The organism is Nonomuraea basaltis (assembly GCF_005893125.1).
Classification (GTDB): Bacteria; Actinomycetota; Actinomycetes; order Streptosporangiales; family Streptosporangiaceae; genus Nonomuraea; species Nonomuraea basaltis.
The window spans coordinates 1-18,032 of the sequence record NZ_VCJS01000024.1 but is presented as its reverse complement, the minus strand read 5'-3'; the positions used below and the strand labels follow the sequence as shown (position 1 = coordinate 18,032).

General features: G+C 71.8%; 19 protein-coding genes. 15 read left to right on the top strand and 4 right to left on the bottom strand.

Features of this window, described 5'->3' with window-relative positions:
* Positions 1-112: 112 nt before the first annotated feature.
* The 10 genes from EJK15_RS14155 (at position 113) to EJK15_RS14110 (ending at position 10,180) form a co-directional block, all read left to right on the top strand.
* Positions 113-1,054, top strand: coding sequence for a ParA family protein (locus EJK15_RS14155; protein ID WP_138710862.1), 942 nt, complete (start codon positions 113-115; stop codon positions 1,052-1,054).
* Complete coding sequence (locus EJK15_RS14150) at positions 1,051-1,869, top strand: segregation and condensation protein A (protein WP_138710861.1); 819 nt, start codon at positions 1,051-1,053, stop codon at positions 1,867-1,869. Before EJK15_RS14155 ends, EJK15_RS14150 begins: the two co-directional genes overlap by 4 nt.
* A 415-nt stretch (positions 1,870-2,284) precedes the next feature.
* Complete coding sequence (gene scpB, locus EJK15_RS14145) at positions 2,285-2,857, top strand: SMC-Scp complex subunit ScpB (RefSeq protein ID WP_138710921.1); 573 nt, start codon at positions 2,285-2,287, stop codon at positions 2,855-2,857.
* Positions 2,854-4,749, top strand: coding sequence for a pseudouridine synthase (locus EJK15_RS14140; RefSeq protein WP_240776964.1), 1,896 nt, complete (start codon positions 2,854-2,856; stop codon positions 4,747-4,749). Before scpB ends, EJK15_RS14140 begins: the two co-directional genes overlap by 4 nt.
* A gap of 72 nt (positions 4,750-4,821) precedes the next feature.
* Positions 4,822-5,181 carry a chorismate mutase gene (aroH, locus tag EJK15_RS14135; RefSeq protein WP_138710860.1) on the top strand — a complete coding sequence of 120 codons (360 nt, stop codon included), beginning with the start codon at positions 4,822-4,824 and terminating at the stop codon, positions 5,179-5,181.
* A 63-nt stretch (positions 5,182-5,244) separates the two neighbouring features.
* Positions 5,245-6,333: a prephenate dehydrogenase gene (locus EJK15_RS14130; protein ID WP_138710859.1), complete on the top strand. Its 1,089-nt coding sequence runs from the start codon at positions 5,245-5,247 to the stop codon at positions 6,331-6,333.
* A 73-nt stretch (positions 6,334-6,406) separates the two neighbouring features.
* Positions 6,407-7,027, top strand: coding sequence for an RNA polymerase sigma factor (locus EJK15_RS14125; protein ID WP_240776963.1), 621 nt, complete (start codon positions 6,407-6,409; stop codon positions 7,025-7,027).
* Complete coding sequence (locus EJK15_RS14120) at positions 7,020-8,081, top strand: CU044_5270 family protein (protein WP_138710858.1); 1,062 nt, start codon at positions 7,020-7,022, stop codon at positions 8,079-8,081. Before EJK15_RS14125 ends, EJK15_RS14120 begins: the two co-directional genes overlap by 8 nt.
* Positions 8,078-8,968, top strand: a complete 891-nt coding sequence (locus EJK15_RS14115) for a hypothetical protein (protein WP_138710857.1) — start codon at positions 8,078-8,080, stop codon at positions 8,966-8,968. Before EJK15_RS14120 ends, EJK15_RS14115 begins: the two co-directional genes overlap by 4 nt.
* A 63-nt stretch (positions 8,969-9,031) precedes the next feature.
* Entirely contained in the window at positions 9,032-10,180 is a 1,149-nt protein-coding gene (locus tag EJK15_RS14110) for an NAD(P)/FAD-dependent oxidoreductase (RefSeq protein ID WP_171074291.1), read from the top strand.
* A gap of 83 nt (positions 10,181-10,263) precedes the next feature.
* On the opposite strand, the gene EJK15_RS14105 is transcribed toward EJK15_RS14110, so the two are convergent.
* From EJK15_RS14105 to EJK15_RS14095, 3 genes are read right to left on the bottom strand one after another with little or no spacing between them, the layout of a single operon-like run.
* Positions 10,264-10,458 carry a DUF2795 domain-containing protein gene (locus EJK15_RS14105; RefSeq protein WP_138710856.1) on the bottom strand — a complete coding sequence of 65 codons (195 nt, stop codon included), beginning with the start codon at positions 10,456-10,458 and terminating at the stop codon, positions 10,264-10,266.
* Between the two features lie 20 nt (positions 10,459-10,478).
* Positions 10,479-11,375, bottom strand: coding sequence for a glycosyltransferase family 2 protein (locus EJK15_RS14100; RefSeq protein WP_138710855.1), 897 nt, complete (start codon positions 11,373-11,375; stop codon positions 10,479-10,481).
* Positions 11,376-11,425: 50 nt separating this feature from the next.
* Positions 11,426-12,280, bottom strand: a complete 855-nt coding sequence (locus EJK15_RS14095) for a glycosyltransferase family 2 protein (protein WP_240776962.1) — start codon at positions 12,278-12,280, stop codon at positions 11,426-11,428.
* A gap of 119 nt (positions 12,281-12,399) precedes the next feature.
* On the opposite strand from EJK15_RS14095, the gene EJK15_RS14090 reads away from it, so the two are divergent.
* From EJK15_RS14090 to EJK15_RS14070, 5 genes are read left to right on the top strand one after another with little or no spacing between them, the layout of a single operon-like run.
* Positions 12,400-13,041 carry a TetR/AcrR family transcriptional regulator gene (locus tag EJK15_RS14090; RefSeq protein ID WP_138710854.1) on the top strand — a complete coding sequence of 214 codons (642 nt, stop codon included), beginning with the start codon at positions 12,400-12,402 and terminating at the stop codon, positions 13,039-13,041.
* A complete protein-coding gene (locus tag EJK15_RS14085) occupies positions 13,038-14,399 on the top strand; it encodes a carotenoid oxygenase family protein (RefSeq protein WP_138710853.1) in 1,362 nt (453 codons plus the stop codon). Before EJK15_RS14090 ends, EJK15_RS14085 begins: the two co-directional genes overlap by 4 nt.
* A gap of 60 nt (positions 14,400-14,459) precedes the next feature.
* Positions 14,460-15,116 (top strand): (d)CMP kinase, encoded by a 657-nt coding sequence (gene cmk / locus EJK15_RS14080; RefSeq protein WP_138710852.1) that lies wholly within the window; start codon positions 14,460-14,462, stop codon positions 15,114-15,116.
* Positions 15,117-15,154: 38 nt separating this feature from the next.
* On the top strand, positions 15,155-16,546 hold the full coding sequence (gene der / locus EJK15_RS14075; protein WP_138710851.1) for a ribosome biogenesis GTPase Der: 1,392 nt from the start codon (positions 15,155-15,157) through the stop codon (positions 16,544-16,546).
* A gap of 6 nt (positions 16,547-16,552) precedes the next feature.
* Positions 16,553-16,783 (top strand): hypothetical protein, encoded by a 231-nt coding sequence (locus EJK15_RS14070; RefSeq protein ID WP_138710850.1) that lies wholly within the window; start codon positions 16,553-16,555, stop codon positions 16,781-16,783.
* A 124-nt stretch (positions 16,784-16,907) separates the two neighbouring features.
* Here EJK15_RS14070 and EJK15_RS14065 read toward each other — a convergent pair.
* The coding region (locus EJK15_RS14065; RefSeq protein ID WP_138710849.1) for an MFS transporter at positions 16,908-18,032 on the bottom strand (1,125 nt) is incomplete at its 5' end.

The window sequence follows — 18,032 nt, the reverse complement described above, 5'->3', positions numbered from 1 at the left end:
AGTCTTTTGCGACGTGCGGCGCCCACGGCGTGCCGCCTTGCCGCGTTAAGTGGTGACGCCATAGTGTCCGTCCGGACGGTCCGGTTCGGGATCGTCAGGGAGGTTCGAGCTGGTGACTGTGACGACCAACGGTTCGACCCCAGGGTCCCCCAAGCACCCCTGGGGAGAGAATAGGGCTGACAATGGCAAACTTGACGTGAATCTGGGTCCCACCGGGCGACCACGTCCGGTGTTCGCCGAGCCGCACCGCCGTGAGACGCATGGGCCCGCTCGCGTGGTGGCGATGGTGAATCAGAAGGGCGGGGTGGGCAAGACCACCACGACCATCAACCTCGGCGCGGCGCTCGCCGAATACGGGCTCAAGGTGCTGCTCGTCGACTTCGACCCGCAGGGCGCGCTCTGCATCGGGCTGGGCATCAACCCCAACTCGCTGGAGATGACCGCCTACAACCTGCTGATGGATCAGAACGCCTCGGCATCGGACGTGCTCCTGCAGACCGGGATCGATGGCCTGGACCTCGTCCCGTGCAACATCGACCTGTCGGCGGCGGAGGTCCAGCTCGTCACCGAGGTCGGCCGCGAATACGTGCTGGGCAGGGCGCTCAAGCCGCTGCTGCCGCACTACGACGTCTGTCTCATCGACTGCCAGCCCTCGCTCGGCCTGCTCACGGTCAACGCGCTGGCCTGCGCGCACGGCGTCATCGTGCCGCTGGAGTGCGAATTCTTCGCGCTGCGCGGGGTCGCGCTGCTGATGGACACCATCGCCAAGGTGCAGGAGCGGATCAACGCCGACCTCGTGATCGAGGGCCTGCTCGCCACCATGTACGACGCGCGCACCTTGCACGGGCGCGAGGTCGTGGAGAGCCTCATGGGCGCGTTCGGCGACAAGGTGTTCCACACCGTCATCAATCGCACGGTGCGCTTCCCCGACTCCACGGTCGCCGGTGAGCCGATCACCACGTTCGACCCGTCATCCCTCGGCGCCAACGCCTACCGTGAGCTGGCCCGCGAGGTGCTGTCGCGCTGGCCGGCGCCTGCCACAATGGCCAGGTGACCGCAGAGCAGACCGAGCCCCAGGGGTTCAGGGTTCACCTGGACGTCTTCGAGGGTCCCTTCGATCTGCTGCTCGGCCTCATCGCCAAGCACAAGCTGGACATCACCGAGGTCTCGCTCTCCCAGGTCACCGACGAGTTCATCGCGTACATCCGGTCGCGGGGGCCCGAGTGGGACCTCGACCAGACCAGCCACTTCCTGCTGGTGGCGGCCACCCTGCTCGACCTGAAGGCGGCCCGGCTGCTGCCGTCCGGCGAGGTGGAGGACGAGGAGGACCTGGCGCTGCTGGAGGCCAGGGACTTGCTGTTCGCGCGGTTGCTGCAGTACAAGGCGTACAAAGAGGTGGCCAAGATCTTCGCCGGCCGGATGGCGGAGGAGGCGCTGCGCTTCCCGCGTACCGTGCCGATGGAGCAGGAGTTCGCAGACCTGCTGCCCGAGCTGATTCTGGGCATCGGGCCCGAACAGCTCGCCAGGATCGCCGCCAAGGCCTTCACCCCCAAACTGCCGCCCACCGTGAACGTCGGGCACATCTACCAGCCGCTGGCCAGCGTCAAGGAGCAGGCGGCGATCCTGGTCATGCACCTGCGCCGCCTCCGGCGGGCCACCTTCCGGGCGCTCGTCGCCGACTGCGAGGGGACGTTCGAGGTCATCGCGCGGTTCCTGGCGGTGCTGGAGCTGTTCCGGGAGTCGGCGGTCACGTTCGAGCAGGTGGAGCCGCTCGGTGATCTGCACGTGACCTGGACGGGCGCCGACGACGGGGACGTCTCGGTGGGGGACGACTACGAGGAATCCGCGGAGAAACCACGCAATGACTGACAACCCCAACCCGTTGCCCATCCCTCGCCAGTCACCTGATTCCGGGCCTCCGCTGCCCGCCTGGATGACCCTGCCCGGCTCCCTGGCCCAACCGGCTGCACCGGCAGCGGAAGATGCCAGGTCGTCGGCGGACGCACCGGTTGAGGAGGCATCGCCGTCGCCGGACGCCCTGGTTGCGGAGGCCGAGGCGATGTCGCCGGACGCCCTGGTTGCGGAGGCCGAGGCGATGTCGCCGGACGCCCCGGGTGCGGTGGACGAGGCGATGTCGCCGGACACACCGGTTGCGGTGGATGAGGCGCGATCGGCAGGCGAGGCCTCGGAAGCCGCGCGGGAGGCGGACGCACGCACCGCGCGTGCGGTCGATGACGGCACCACCCGCGCGTCCGAGGAGGTCGACGCCGCCGAAGACACCGACGTGGGGGATGGGGCGAAGGAGGCGAGTGGGGGGCCGGCGCTTGAGGCGGCGTTGGAGGCTATCCTGCTTGTGGTTGACGAGCCTGTTGCCGAAGTGACGCTGGCGCAGGTGCTGGAGCGGCCCACTCATCAGGTGGCCGCGGCGTTGCGGGGGCTGGCGGCGGAATATACCGCTGCCGGCCGGGGTTTTGACTTGCGAGAAGTCGCGGGTGGTTGGCGGTTTTACACGCGTGCCGACTGCGCGCCGCTGGTCGAGCGGTTCGTACGTGACGGCCAGCAGACGCGGCTGACTCAGGCCGCGCTCGAAACACTCGCGGTCGTGGCTTACCGGCAACCGGTGAGCCGTGCCCGAGTCGCCGCCGTGCGCGGTGTCAACAGTGACGGCGTCATGCGGACGCTCGTCGCCAGGGGGCTGGTCGAAGAGGCCGGCACCGACCCGGAGAGCCAGGCAGTGCTCTACCGGACAAGCTCATACTTCCTTGAACGTCTGGGACTGCGGGATCTCAGCGAGCTCCCCGAGCTCGCTCCCTTCCTCCCCGACGACGTGGAAAACCTCGAGGAGACAACAAAGTGATCAACAGGCGCAGCACCCCGTCCGGTGATGGACGCGGTCGTGGACGTACCGGCGGCTCTGGCCGTAGTGCCGGCCGCGATGGACGTCCCGCCTTCCGCTCCGACAACAGCCGAGGCAACACCCGAGACAACACCCGCGACAACACCCGCGACGACACCCGGGGCGACGCCCGGGGCGACGCCCGGGGCGACGCCCGGGGCGGGGCACGCGACGGCGGCTTCCGCAGCGGTGGTTCCTACAGCCGCGATGATTCCCGTGGTGGGTTCCGCGGCGTCTCCCGGCGTGATGACTCCGCGCGTGGGGACTCCCGGCGCGACGACCGCGACCGTGGGTACGGCCGCGACTCCGTGAGCGACGCCCGCCCCTCCCGCGACTCCCTTCGCGCCGACCGGGGCGGGTCCCGCGCCCGGTATGGCGGGTCGCCCGGCGGGAATGACGGTGACAGCCGTTACCCGCGTGGTGGCGGCCGTGAGGAGCGCTCCCCCCGCAGCGATCGCGAGGACCGGCACCCGCGTGGTGACCGCGAGGATCGTTTCTCGCGTGGTGACCGTGAGCAGGCGTCCCGGGGCGATCGAGACGACCGGACCACGCGTGGTGACCGCTACGAGCGTCCCCGCGGCGACCGGGATGGTTACCGCTCCGACCGCCGCGATGAGCGTGGCGGCGGCTACACCGCCGGGCGTCGTGACGATCGTGGTGGTTATGCTGCCGGGCGTCGTGATGACCGTGGTGGTTATGCTGCCGGGCGTCGTGACGATCGTGGTGGTTACGGTACGGAGCGTCGCGACGACCGCGGCGGGTTCCGCGCCGACCGCAGTGGACGCAGAGACACCGACGGCACCGGACGTGGCGGCAGGGAAGCCGACCGCACCACGCGTGGCGGTGGCAGGGAGGACGCCGCCTCCAGGGGCGGGTCCTCGACGCGTTCCCGGTACGGCAGGCGCGACGGCGACGCCCGTCCCGCCCGTACCGATCGCGCCCCCAGGCGTGACGGCGACGCCCGTCCCGCCCGTACCGACCGCGCCCCCAGGCGTGACGACGTGCAGACCGTCGGCAAGGCCTACGGCAGCCCGCAGCGGGACCGCATCAAGGCGGCCCGCCAGCCCATCCGCGACCGCGACCTCTACCCCGAGGGCTACACCGACGTGCGTGACACCACCGAGGTGCCGGACGGCGTGCGGCTGCAGAAGGTGCTCGCGCAGGCGGGCGTGGCCAGCCGCAGGGCGTGCGAGGAGATGATCGGCGAGGGCCGGGTCACCGTGAACGGGCAGGTCGTGCGGCGCTTCGGCGCCAAGGTCGACCCTGCCACCCAGGTGATCCACGTGGACGGCAAGCGCATCCCGACCGCACCCGACCTGGTCTACTACGCGCTGAACAAGCCCATCGGCGTCGTGTCCACCATGGACGACCCGCAGGGGCGGCCGTGCCTGGCCGACTACGTCGAGGAGCTGGCGCCGAGGCTGTTCCACGTGGGCCGGCTCGACACCGAGACCGAGGGCCTGCTGCTGCTCACCAACGACGGCGAGCTGGCCAACAGGCTGACGCACCCCAGCTACGGCGTGCAGAAGAAGTACTGGGCCAAGGTGCCCGGGCCGATCCCCAGGGACCTGGGGCGCCGGCTCAGGCAGGGAATCGAGCTGGAGGACGGCATCGCCAAGGCCGACGGCTTCACCGTCGTCCAGGAGCACGGCCAGCAGGCGCTGGTCGAGGTCGTGCTGCACGAGGGGCGCAAGCACGTCGTCAGGCGCATGCTGGAGGAGGCCGGGCACCGGGTGATCGACCTGGCCAGGATCGAGTTCGGGCCGGTGAAGCTGGGCCGTACCAAGCCTGGGACCGTCCGGGCGCTGTCCTTGAAAGAGGTCGGCGAGCTTTACGCGGCCGTGAAGCTGTAATCTGGCCGGAACGCAGGAGCCCGTGCGAACCTCCGCACGGGCTCTCCCGCTTATGAGGAGGGGACGAACCACATGGTGCGGGCGATCCGTGGGGCGATCCAGGTGGATGGCAACGATCGTGACTCGATCATAGAGGGCACGACCGAGCTGGTCAGTGCGATCATGGAGCGCAATGAGCTGACCACGGACGACGTGATCAGCGTGCTCTTCACCGCCACCCCCGACCTGACGGCCGAGTTCCCCGCGCTGGCGGCGCGGAAGCTGGGCTTCCACGAGGTGCCGCTGATCTGCTCCGCCGAGATCGACGTGCCCGGTGCGCTGCCCCGCGTGGTACGCCTGATGGCCCACGTCGAGACCGACCGCCCCCGGGCCGAGATCCAGCACGTCTACCTGCGCGGCGCCGTCGCGTTGCGGCAGGACATCGCGCAGTAAGCGGCTGGCAAGCGCGACCAGAGACACTCATCACCCCAACGGCCGAAAAATCAGGACACCGAGATGGAACTTCGCACCGTGCTCGTCGTGGGCACCGGTCTCATCGGCACCTCCGCGGCGCTGGCGCTGCGCAAGCACGGCGTACGTGTCCTGCTCGCCGACCGCGACCAGGGTGCCGTACGGCTGGCACGGGAGCTCGGCGCGGGCGAGGACTGGTCACCCGCCAGCCCGCCCCCCGAGGGCGTGGACCTGGCGGTCATCGCGGTGCCCCCGGCCCACGTGGCGAGCGAGCTGCTGGAGCTGCAGCGGCACGGCACGGCCAGGTTCTACACCGACGTCGCCAGCGTGAAGGCCGAGCCCATCAACCGGGCCACGCAGCTCGGCTGCGACCTGGCGACCTATGTCGCCTCCCATCCGCTGGCCGGGCGCGAGAAGTCCGGTCCCGGTGCCGCGCGGGACGATCTGTTCCTGGGCCGCCCGTGGGCGCTGTGCCCCACGCAGGAGGCCGATCCCGCCGCGAAGGCGGCCGTGCTGCGGCTGATCGAGCTGTGCGGGGCCAACCCGGTCGAGGTGAGCGCCGAGGATCACGACCGCGCCGTGGCCGTCGTCTCCCACGCGCCCCACGTCGCCGCCTCCGCCGTGGCCGCGCGCCTGGCCGAGGCCACCGACGTGGCGCTCGGGCTGGCCGGGCAGGGCGTACGCGACGTCACGAGGATCGCCGGCAGCGACCCCAGCCTGTGGCTTGGCATCTTGTCCGGCAACGCCACTCCCGTCGCCGAGGTGCTGGAGGCCGTCGCGCACGACCTGGCCGACGCGGCGAGCGCGCTGCGCGCCCTTTCCGAGGGTGACGGCACCGCCACCGGCGAGCTCACCCAGCTGCTCAAGCGCGGCGTCGCCGGCCACGACCGCATCCCCGGCAAGCACGGCGGCCCGGCCGCCGCCTACGCTGCCGTCCAGGTCGTCATCGGCGACCGTCCCGGCCAGCTCGCCCGGCTGTTCCTGGTGTGCGACGAGGTCGGCGTCAACGTCGAGGACGTGCGCCTGGAGCACGCCCCGGGGCTACCCCTGGGCATCGCCGAGCTCTCCGTGCAGCCCGACGCCGTCGTTCCCCTCACCGACGCCCTGCGCGAACGCGGCTGGCAGGTTCCCTGACGGGACGACCCGGCCGCGGCAGGCGGGTGTGAAAGGTGTGAAAGCAGAACGCCCCATCGGTTGAGTAGAGGGTGTGACTGCAAACGTGACGGCTCTGGCCGGGCCCTCGGACCCGGCCGAGGCGCTCGGCGACGCCGCCCTGCTGGAGCTGTCGTGCCGAAGACCCGAGCGGTTCGGTGAGATCTACGACCGGTATTTCGGCGAGATCCACGGCTACCTCGGCAGGCGGCTGGACCAGCAGGCCGCCGACGACCTGGCCGCCGAGGTGTTCCTGACGGCGTTCAGGAAGCGCGAGACGTTCGATTCCGCGCGCGGCCAGGTGCGCCCCTGGCTGTACGGCATCGCCACCAACCTGATCGGCCTGCACCGCCGTGCCGAGGCCCGGCGGCTGCGGGCACTGCAGCGCAGCGCCACCGTGCACCGCGGCGCGGAGCACGGCCACGAGGAGCGCGTGGTGACCCGCGTCGACGCCGTGAGCGCGCAGGGGCGGCTCGCGGCGGAGCTGCGGGCCCTGTCCGACGGCGACAGGGACGTGCTGCTGCTGAGCGCGCTGGCCGAGCTGAGCCACGAAGAGGTGGCCAAGGCGCTCGACATCCCGTATGGCACCGTCGGATCCCGCCTGTCCCGGGTGCGGAAGAAGCTTCGTGCCGCCCTGGGCGGCGTCAATCCCCTGAACGGAGGCCTTGATGGATGACTATCAGGCGGTGCGGGAGCTGCTGCCCGCGCCGCCGCTATCGCCCGAGGTGGAGCGGGCCGGGCGCGAGCGGCTGAACGCCGCGATCGCCCAGGAGCGCGTACGGCGGAGCCGCAGGGCCGCCGGATGGAGCGCGCTGGGGCTCGGGCTGGCGGGCGCGGCGGCGGCAGCGGTCCTGGTCGTCGTCCCATCCGCGCCCCCGGCCGCGGCCCCGGAGCAGAGCAGCGTGCTGGCCGCCCCGGACGGCAAGCGGTTCCTGCTGGTCGCCGCGACGTCGGTGGCCTCCGCGCCGGATGCCGGAACGTGGTGGGGGAGCACGCTGGTCAACGGCCGGGAGTTCCGCGACCCGGGACACAGGTACCTGCTGCGGCAGAGCGAGTCGGTGGAGACCTGGATCCCCGCCGACCCCGAGGGCCGCACCTGGTACCGGTACACCTACCTGGGCGCCAAGCCGGCGACGCCCCGAGACGAGGCGGCCTGGCGCGCGGACGGGGCGCCGACGTCATGGAGCTACGCGGGGGCGGCTCCCGGGATGCCCACCGAGGACAAGCCGCAGGGCGTCGTGCGCACCGCCCAGGGAAAGCCGGAGGCGTACTCCAGCGAGGACTGGGACTTCCGCATCGTGCTCGCGGACAAGCCGCTGACCAAGATGCACGAGCTGCCCGAGACCCCCGAGGGTCTGCGGGCCCTCCTCGGCGCCCCCGACGACCGGGCGACCATCGACAACACCGCCCGCCTGCTCTTCTTCGCGCCGGTGGGCAGCCAGACCAGAGCCGCCGCCTACCGCCTGCTGGCCTCGATGCCCGACGTGAGTGCCGTCGGGCCGGTGACCGACGCGCTGGGTCGTCCGGGGCAGGCGGTCGAGTACCGGTCCGCCGAGTACCCGACGACTCCGTACGCGGGTGAGACCCGCACGCGGCTCGTGATCGATCCGAACACCGGAATGCCTCTGTCCATCGAGACCCGGTCCGTGACGGACGGGCTGCTCCTGGAGTTCACCGCGGTCCAGGACAGCCGCTGGGCCAATGACAACCCCTTGGAGGGAACGAAGTGAGATATCCCGTAGTTGTGGTGGCCGGCCTGATCGCCATCGGCGTGGTTGCCGTGCCCGCGCAGGCGGCGGCGCCTGAGGGCAAGTACTGGCGGGTCGAGGTGACGCGAACCGCGGAGCACGGGCGTCCGGTGGGCAGCGGCTACAGCGTGACGGAGCGGTCGGTCAGCGTCGACTGGCTCACGACTGAGGGCAGGGGCTGGGTCGCCCACCGCAAGCTGGGGGCCATCCCCACGACCAAGAAGGACGAGGCGGCCTGGCGGGCCGACGGCTCACCGACCTCGTGGACATACCGGACGGAAGGCATGAAGATCTCGCTGTCCACCAGACCCGACAAGGGGTTCCTGAAGCGGGTGGACGAGGACGGGTTCCGGCTGGGCGAGAAGCAGGTGACGTACAAGCAGCTCCAGGCCCTGCCCACCGAGCCCGAGGCGCTCAGGGCGCACGTCACCGCAGAGGTGCGGGCCTGGATCGACGAGGCCGCCGAGGAGGCCAAGACCACCTCTCCGAAGTCCAAGATCGACGACTGGCTGGTCAAGCTGGACCGGTACGTGGCCCAGCGCATGATCAACCTGCTGTACGAGAACCCGGTGCCGTTCAAGGTGCGATCGGCCGCCTTCCAGGCGCTGAAGACCACCAAGGGCGTCAGCGACCTCGGCCGGGCGAAGGACCCGCTGGGCCGCAGCGGCCACAAGGTCGCCCTGCCGGTCTCCGCGCAGAAGGGCGACGTGCTCAAGGAGCAGTTCATCGTGGACACCAAGACGATGACGCTGCTGGCCCACGACGTCGACCTCAAGCACGACGGCAAGCCGGTGGGCGGTAAGAGCGGAGTCGAGACGTACAAGACCGGCTGGACGGACGCCGAGCCTGCCATTCCCGCCGCACGCTGACCGGGATGTCACATCCGAGCCTCCTCGATACGTCTTCAGCAACGAATCGAGGAGGTAAGGAAAATGACCGACATTCTCGTACTGGGCGGTGGCTACACCGGCATGGCGGCGGCCATCAGGGTCGCGGCCAGGACCCGTCGCATCGGCGGCAAGGTCACCGTGGTGAACGCCTCGGCGAGGTTCACCGAGCGGCTCCGGCTGCACCAGACGGCGGCCGGTGCGGCGCTGGCGGACTACTCGCTGGAGGAGGTGCTCGCCGGCACCGGCGTCCGCTTCGTGCCCGGCCGGGTGGCCGGGCTCGACGTCGAGCGGCGTGAGGTACGGCTCGACGGCGGGCGCGTGCTCGGCTACGACAAGCTGATCTACGCCCTCGGCACCGTCACCGACGTCTCGGTGCCCGGCGTGGCCGACCACGCGTACACGTACGACGGCTACGCGGACGCCGTACGGCTCGCCGAGCGCCTCGACGCGCTCGACGGCGGCACGGTCGTCGTGGCGGGCGGCGGGCTGACCGGCGTCGAGTCGGCGGCCGAGCTGGCCGAGGCACGCCCGCACCTGCACGTCGTCCTGGTCAGCCGGAGCCGGCCCGGCTCCATGATGGGGGACCGGGCCCGCGCCCACCTGGACGCGGTGCTGGCGCGGCTCGGCATCGAGGTACGCGCCGGCGTGGACATCACCAAGGTCCTGCCCGACGCGGTGGAGCTGGACGGCGGCGAGCTGATTCACTCAGACGCGACGCTCTGGACCACCGGGACCAGAGGGCTGCCCCTCGCCGCCGGGTCCGGATTGACCGTCGACGCCCGCGACAGGATCGTCGTGGACTCGGCGCTCCGCTCGGTGTCCCACCCCGACGTGTACGCCGTCGGCGACGCCGCCGCGGTCAGCCAGCCGTTCGGGGTGCTGCACGGCACCTGCCAGAGCGGCATCCCGGCAGGGCTGCACGCGGCCGACTCGCTGGCCGCCACGCTGCGCGGCAAGAAGCCGAGGCCGTTCCGGTTCGGGTACATCCATCAGCCCGTCAGCCTGGGGCGCGAGGACGCGGTCATCCAGTTCACCCGTGCGGACGACAGCCCGCGCAGGTGGTGCCTGACCGGGCGGGCGGCCGTCGTGTACAAGGAGACGGTGACCAGCAGCCCGATGCCGACGTTCAGGCTGCTCAAGCGCGGTCTGGTGCCGGTCCGGGCGTTCGCGCTGACCGCCGGGCGCACGTGACGCGAGGCAGGCGCGGTGGACGGGCCGGCGGGCGTGAAAAGCGCGGCGGACGAGCCGGTGATCTCGCCCGCCGCGCCCCCACGTCAACGTTTGGTGACGGCCTGGCTGACGGCGTTCGGGCCGTCGTACTGGCGGTCCGGCATGGACTCCAGGGCCTTGATGATGTCGTCGCCGGCGCCGTGGTCGCGGGCGGCCTTGACGAGATCGTCCTTCCTGGCCGGATAGTCCACGCCGCTCAGGTGTTTCTGCAGGTCGATCGGATTCGGTGCAGTACTCATAGGTGCCTGCTGCCCCTCGTTCACGAGACGTAACGGCGGGCGCGCGAGCCGGCCTGCGACGCCTCCAGGCTCGCCAGCCTGGCCTCCACCCGCGGCGGCACCCGCCGCCGCTCGGCCAGCACCCACGGCAGGCCGCGCAGCGCGTCCAGCGCGGCGAGCGCCGAGACGCGGTCCCGCGGCACGGTCCTGGCCAGGTACGCGGTACGCCGCAGCGCCGCCCCCACCGGCCGGCGCAGCCAGGTGAACCAGAGCGTGTTGCGCAGCCCCACCCGGCGCCTGGCATGCGCGTCCCTGCTCCGTGATGCCTGGTGGTGCACGGTGAGCTCCTCCAGGTAGCACAGCTCCCATCCGGCCGTGGCCAGGTCCACGGCCAGCAGCTCTTCCTCGCCGCCCAGCCACAGCCGCCGGTTGAAGCCCCCGCACTCCAGGAACGCCTCCCGCCGCAGCACCGACGCCCCGGCCAGGAAGCTGCCCAGCGCTGGTCCGGGAAGCCATGAAGGGCCGGGTACGGGCGAGTCGCGCAGCTCCTCCACGATCGGGTCGTCGCGGCCGCCGGGCTCGGCCAGGATGCGGGCCGTGACGACGGCCAGCCGGGGATGCGCGTCGAGCACGTCGGCGGCCCGCGACAGCGAGCCCGGCGCCCACCAGGTGTCGTCGTCGGCGAAGGCCACGTACGGGGTGCGCAGCCGGGCCACGCCCACGTTGCGGCCCACCGCCCCGAGGTTCTCCTCGAGCGCGACCACGTCCGCCTCGGGGTACGCGTCCGCGACGGCCTGCGCGGTGCCGTCGCCGGAGCCGTTGTCCACCAGCACCACGTGCGGTTGCTCGGGCAGGGCGAGCAGCCGGCCGACGGAGGCCAGCGCCTCCTCCCGGCGGTTCCACGTGATCACCACCGCCCCGACCCGCGGATCACCCATCGGCCCGCTCCAGCCACCACTCCGCGGTCATCAAGCCGCGCCGTCTCCGGTCACCCATCGGCCCGCTCCAGTCTGCGGCGGGCCCGTTCCACTGCGCGCGGGAGCTCGCGTCGTTCGGCCAGGGCGCGTGGCAGCCGTCGTACGGCCGTGCGCAGGCCCTCCCAGCCGGCCGGTCCGCCGCGCAGGGCGTCGAACGAGCGCCGGGCCACCACCCGCCACGGCCGGCGCAGCACGGCGGTCAGGACGGCGTTGCGCGCGGCCAGCACCTGCCTGCCGCGCGGGTCCCTGGCCGGCGACGGGTGGTGGTGCGCCACGACGTCGTCCACGTACGCCAGCCCCCACCCCCTCGCCGCCAGGTCCACGGCCAGCCGCTCCTCCTCGCCGAAGAAGAAGATCACGTCGTCGAACCCGCCCGCCTCCAGGAACGCCTCCCTGCGCACCACCGCCCCGCACGCCAGGAACCCCAGCACGCTCGGCCCCGGCAGGTCGGGCTCCACACCGAGCGGAGAGTGGCGCATCTGCTCCGACACCGCGTCCAGCCGCTCCTCCGGCCCCACCAGCACCCGCGCACCCAGCACGGCCAGCCTCGGGTAGGCGTCCAGCACGTCGGCGGCCCGCTCCAGCGCCCCGGGCGCCCACCAGGAGTCGTCGTCGGCGAAGGCCACGTACGGTGTCTCGGCCAGCCGCACGCCGACGTTGCGCGCGGGAGCCCCCAGGTTCGTGCCCGCCTCGACTACCTGGACATCGGGGAAGTGACGCCGGACGAACGCCGCCGTCCCGTCGGTCGAGCCGTTGTCGACGAGGATCACCGGGCGCTGGTGCAGGGGGAGCGAACGGGCCAGCGCCCGCAGCCGGTCCTTGCTGGCCACCACGACCGTGACCCGCGCTCCACCTGTCCACGTCACATGAGGTCACTTACCGGGCAAGACCCCCTTAGTCCTCCAGTGACGCCATTGACGGGTGGTCGGAAGGCGGGTAGAAAGGCTGGTAACAGTGTTACCGAGAAGAAACGGCGTTACCGAGCATGGCGGTCACCGCGTACCAGCAAGCGCAGCAAGAAGGGCAGGAGGCCGTCAGGGCGGCCATCCTCGACGCCGCCGTGCACCTGCTCGTCACCGAAGGCCCGGCGGCGTTGACCGTGCGGCGCATCTCCGGCGAGGCCGGCTGCTCCACGAAGGTCATCTACACGCTCTTCGGCGGCAAGGACGGGCTCAGCGAGGCGCTGTGGCTGGAGGGGTTCGCCAGGTTCGAGCGGCGGCTGCTTGCCGTGCCCGCCCAGGATGATCCGCTGGCCTCCCTGCGGGCCGGCCTGGAGGCCTACCGCGACTACGCGCTGGCCGAGCCCGACTACTACCGGGTCATGTTCCAGAGCGCCATGCCCGGGTTCTGCGCGGGGCCCGAGGCCGTGATGGCGGCCAAGCGGACGTTCGAGCTGCTCGTCCGCGGGGTGCGGGCGTGTCTGGAGCAGGGCCTGCTGCGCGGGGGCACCGCCGAGGAGATCGCCGACCTGCTGTGGATGGCCATCCACGGCGCCGTGAGCCTGGAGATCACGGGCTTCTACCACCAGGCCGAGGCGGCGCAGCGCTGCCGGGCGCTGTGCTCCTCGGTGCTCACGCCCTTCCTGCTGCCTGCCGACCGCACTCCTGACGAGAGGACAGAGCCATGACCACCACGCCGTTCAAGGGCGGTTTCACGCCCGTGGTCGAGGAGATCACCGCCTTCGACCTCCAGGTGACCGGGCGCATCCCGGCCGAGCTCAACGGCCGCTACCTGCGCAACGGGCCCAACCCGCTCAGCCTCGACGACCCGAGCGCGAGCCACCTGTTCATCGGCGAGGGCATGGTGCACGGCGTGCGGCTGCGCGACGGCCGCGCCGAGTGGTACCGCAACCGCTGGGTACGCAACGCCCACGTCGCCAAGCGCCTCGGCGAGCAGTCCAGGCCCGGGCCGGTGCACGGCGGCATGGACTTCGCGGCCAACACGCACGTCATCGGGCTGGCCGGGCGCACGTTCGCCACCGTGGAGGCGGGCGCGCTGCCGTACGAGTTGGGCTACGAGCTCGACACCATCGGCCCGTGCGACTTCGACGGCGGCCTGCCCGGCGGGTACGCCGCCCACACCCACGCCGACCCGGCCACCGGCGAGCTGCACGCCATGGCGTACTTCTACGGCTGGGACCACCACCAGCACATCGTGATCGACCCCAAGGGCACGGTGACGCAGATCAGGGACATCCCGATCGCCGACGCGCCGATGCTGCACGACTTCGCGCTCACCGAGCGGTACGTCGTGATCTACGACCTGCCCGTCACGTTCAGCATGGCCCACGCCGAGAAGGGCGCCCAGCTGCCGTACGCGTGGAACGACGCCCACGGCGCCAGGGTCGGGCTCATGTCGCGCGAGACCGGCGACGTGCGGTGGGTGGAGGTGGACCCGTGCTGGGTGTTCCACACGCTCAACGCCTACGACGACGGCGACCAGGTGGTCGTGGACGTGGTCAGCTATCCCAAGCGGTTCGTGGACGCGCGGCTCGACCTGGGCGGCGCGCCCACGCTCGACCGGTGGCGGATCGACCCCGGATCGGGCAAGGTCGCCCGGACGCGGCTGGACGACCGGGCGCAGGAGTTCCCGCGCATGGACGAACGGCGCACCGGCCGCCCCTACCGCTACGGCTACACCTCCGCCACCCGCGACCTGAACGACATCCTCCCCGCGGAGGGCACCGAGCTGGAGGACCTGCCCGACGAGGCGTTCGACAACACGCTCATCAAGCACGACCTGGAGCGCGGCACGCAGGAGTCGCGGCAGTTCGGACGGGGCGCGTACGTCGGAGAGCCGGTCTTCGTCGCCTCCGGCGACGCAGAGGACGACGGCTACCTGATCACCTACGTCAACAACCCGGCCAGGGGAGCGGCCGACCTGGTGATCCTCTCCGCGCGCGACTTCACCGGCGAGCCGGTCGCCACCGTGCACCTGCCTGCCCGGGTGCCGCTCGGCTTCCACGGAAGCTGGATCGCCGACTGATCCGGAGGCGGTAGCCTCTTCACGTTGAAGAAAGCGGGAAAACGTGAAGAGGGAGCGGCCGTGACCGGTCTGGTCGTCGCCATGGACGGCCCTTCGGGGTCGGGTAAGTCGAGCGTGTCGCGCGGGGTCGCCCGCGCGCTGGGCCTGCGTTACCTCGACACCGGGGCCATGTACCGCGCGATGACCTGGTGGATGCTCCAGCAGGGCGTCGACCTGGCCGATCCCGTCGCGATCGCGGCGCGCTGCGGCGAGCCGCGGATCGTCTCCGGCACCGACCCCGACGGCCCCGCGATCCACGTCGACGATGTCGACGTGGCGGAGCCGATCAGGGAGCCCGAGGTGACCGGCGCGGTCTCCGCCGTCGCCGCCGTTCCCGAGGTGCGGGCGCGCCTGGTCGCGCTCCAGCGGGAGATCATCGGCGCGGGTGACATCGTGGTCGAGGGCCGCGACATCGGCAGCGTCGTCTGGCCCGACGCGACCGTCAAGGTCTACCTGACGGCCAGCGCGGAGGCCCGCGCCAGGAGGCGCAGCGCCGAGCTGGCGGGCACCACGGTGGAGGCCCAGCAGGCGGCCATGGCCAAGCGTGACACCCTGGACTCAACACGTAAGACGGACCCACTCTCGATGGCGGCTGGCGCCGTCGAGCTCGACACCACCGCGCTGAATCTCGAAGAGGTCATCGCGGAGGTGCTGAGACTGGTCAAGGAGCGCACCTGAACAATCGGGTGCGGTACTCACATTAAGGACGAAATATCGTGTCAACGGGGGACTGGGTCGAGGCCGAGCTCGACGAACTCGAGATCACCGAGCACGGCGACGCGACGCCGCTGCCCGTCGTCGCCATCGTAGGACGGCCGAACGTCGGCAAGTCCACGCTGGTCAACCGCATCATCGGGCGCCGCGAGGCGGTCGTCGAGGACGTGCCGGGCGTGACCCGCGACCGCGTCACCTACGACGCGAACTGGCGCGGCCGCCGCTTCACCGTGGTCGACACCGGCGGCTGGGACCCCGACGCCACCGGCATGAACCTCCGCATCGCCGAGCAGGCCCAGATCGCGGCCGAGCTGGCCGACGTGATCGTGTTCGTGGTCGACGCCACCGTCGGCGCGACCGACGCCGACGAGATCGTGGGCTCGATCCTGCGGCAGTCCGGCAAACCGGTCATCCTGACCGCCAACAAGGTCGACAACCAGCAGCTCGAGATGGAGGCCGCCGCGCTGTGGTCGCTCGGGCTCGGCGAGCCGTACCCCGTCTCCGCCCTGCACGGGCGCTCCAGCGGCGACCTGCTCGACGTGATGCTCGACGCGCTGCCCGAGACGCCCGCCGTCACGTTCGACGCCCGCCGCGGGCCCGCACGGGTGGCCCTGCTGGGCAAGCCCAACGTCGGCAAGTCCTCGCTGCTCAACAAGCTGGCGGGGGAGGAGCGCGTGCTGGTCGACCCGATGGCGGGCACGACGCGCGACCCCGTCGACGAGCTGATCGAGCTGGGCGGGCGCACCTGGCGCTTCGTCGACACCGCAGGCATCCGGCGGCGCGACCGCGAGCTGCAGGGCGCCGACTTCTACGCCTCCGTGCGCACCCGCTCCGCGCTGGAGCGCTCGGAGGTGGCGGTCGTGCTCGTCGACGCCAGCGAGCCGCTCACCGAGCAGGACCTGCGCATCATCGGCCTGGTCATCGAGTCGGGGCGGGCCATGGTGGTCGCGTTCAACAAGTGGGACCTGGTCGACGAGGACCGCCGCTACTACCTGGAGAAGGAGATCGACCGGCAGCTCGTCCGCACCCCGTGGGCGCTGCGCGTCAACATCTCCGCCAAGACCGGGCGGCACGTGGACCGGCTGGTCCCGGCGCTGGAGAAGGCGCTCGACTCGTGGTCCACGCGGGTGCCGACGGCCCGGCTCAACGCGTTCCTGACCGAGCTGGTGCAGCAGACGCCGCCGCCGGTGCGGGGCGGCAAGCAGCCGAAGATCCTCTTCGCCACGCAGGCGTCGGTGGAGCCGCCCAAGTTCGTGCTGTTCACCTCGGGCTGGCTGGAGGACACCTACCGGCGCTTCATCGAGCGGCGCATCCGCGAGGAGTTCGGCTTCGCCGGCTCGCCGATCGACGTCACGATGAAGATCAGGGAAAAGCGGGGCAAGAAGGACAAGTAACGCGGTGTGCGCTGCGGCGGCGGTGGCGGGCATGCTGGAGTCGGTACGCCGCCGCGCCGCCCCGCCGTCGAGCTCCTCGGCGCCGCGCTGCCCGGCGTGCCCGCCGAGATCCCGGCCATCCACTTCACCGAGGCCCAGCGGCTGACGTCGTCGGACGAGCCGGACCTGTCGCCGGCACCGCCGTGGTTGGCCGGCCGCCGTCGTCGGCTTGCGTCTGTCCAGGGAAACGGCCGCTGACCGGTCAGTGGCGCGCCGCCGTAACGGTGCGCACGTGCACCGAATTCCGTGGTCATGGCCCGCTCGCCCCGGGCCGAGTTCGCAGCTCGGCGGGCGGGTCACGGCGTCGCAGGCCGTGGGAGGCTCAGCCCGCCGTCTCGCCCGCGCGGGCCCGGTGGCGGGGCATGAGGAGCGCGACGGCGGTGCCGAGCAGGCAGATGAACGCGGTGGCGAGGAACATCTCCGTGTACTCGACGTGCAGCGCGGCCTGGACCTTGGCGGTGTAGTCGGCCAGCTGCCGTGTGTACGTCTCCGCGTCCACGCCGAACGGGAGCGGCGTGTCCAGGTGGGCCGTCAGCGACTGGAAGCGGTAGAACCCCCACGCCGACACGGCGGCGATGCCGATCAGCATGCCCATCATCCTGGCCACCACGACCGCCGCCGACGCCACGCCGTGCTGGGCCGCGGGGCTCACCCGCAGCACCGCCGCCGACACCGGGGCGATGACCAGGCCGAGGCCCAGCCCCGCCACGATCAGGTCGAGATCCATCACGATTCCCGCGCCGGCCAGGTCGAGCGGCCAGCGGCTCATCAGCCAGTAGCCGACCGCCGCCAGCGCCATGCCCGCCACCGCCAGGACGCGGTCGCCCAGCTTGCGGGCCAGGAGACCGCCGACCAGGGCGCCGGCGGTCAGCGCGGCCAGGAACCTGGCCAGGACGAGCGCCGCGCCCAGCTCGTCCTTGCCGAGCAGAGTCTGGGCGGTGAAGGTCACGAACACCATGGTGACCAGGAGCGCGGCGCCGGCCAGGAAGCTCACGCCCAGAGTGGCCAGCAGCGGGCCCTTGCGGGTGCTGGACAGGTCCAGCAGGCGGACGGGGGAGCGGATCTCCCACCAGACGAAGATCGCGGCCACCACCGCTCCTGCCGCGATCAGAGGGAGGCCCCACGGCGGCAGGACCGCGTTGGCCGGGTCGGGGTTGTAGAGGCCGACGACCAGGCACGCGAGCGCCAGGGCCAGCAACGCCCCGCCGACCACGTCCACCCGCCCCGTCGCGCCGGCGGAGCCGAGCGTCGGTGCCGCCGGCTCGCCGGCTGCGGCCGGCGGTGGGGCCGGCGCTGCGGTCATCGTACCGCCTGGGACCGTGAGCTGGACCGCCACCGCCGCCAGTGCCGCCAGGGGCACGTTGATCCAGAAGATGGCGTGCCAGCCGCCCAGCTCCACCCCCGCCACCACGACGCTGGGAACCAACGCCACCACCCCGCCGTAGAG

What these genes read in the sequence shown, in the direction of transcription:
- aroH (WP_138710860.1), top strand. Translation starts at nt 4,822, where the DNA reads ATGGTGCGGGCGATCCGTGGGGCGATCCAGGTGGATGGCAACGATCGT.
- EJK15_RS14130 (WP_138710859.1), top strand. Translation starts at nt 5,245, where the DNA reads ATGGAACTTCGCACCGTGCTCGTCGTGGGCACCGGTCTCATCGGCACC.
- EJK15_RS14120 (WP_138710858.1), top strand. Translation starts at nt 7,020, where the DNA reads ATGGATGACTATCAGGCGGTGCGGGAGCTGCTGCCCGCGCCGCCGCTA.
- EJK15_RS14110 (WP_171074291.1), top strand. Translation starts at nt 9,032, where the DNA reads ATGACCGACATTCTCGTACTGGGCGGTGGCTACACCGGCATGGCGGCG.
- EJK15_RS14105 (WP_138710856.1), bottom strand. Translation starts at nt 10,458, where the DNA reads ATGAGTACTGCACCGAATCCGATCGACCTGCAGAAACACCTGAGCGGC.
- EJK15_RS14100 (WP_138710855.1), bottom strand. Translation starts at nt 11,375, where the DNA reads ATGGGTGATCCGCGGGTCGGGGCGGTGGTGATCACGTGGAACCGCCGG.
- EJK15_RS14090 (WP_138710854.1), top strand. Translation starts at nt 12,400, where the DNA reads ATGGCGGTCACCGCGTACCAGCAAGCGCAGCAAGAAGGGCAGGAGGCC.
- EJK15_RS14085 (WP_138710853.1), top strand. Translation starts at nt 13,038, where the DNA reads ATGACCACCACGCCGTTCAAGGGCGGTTTCACGCCCGTGGTCGAGGAG.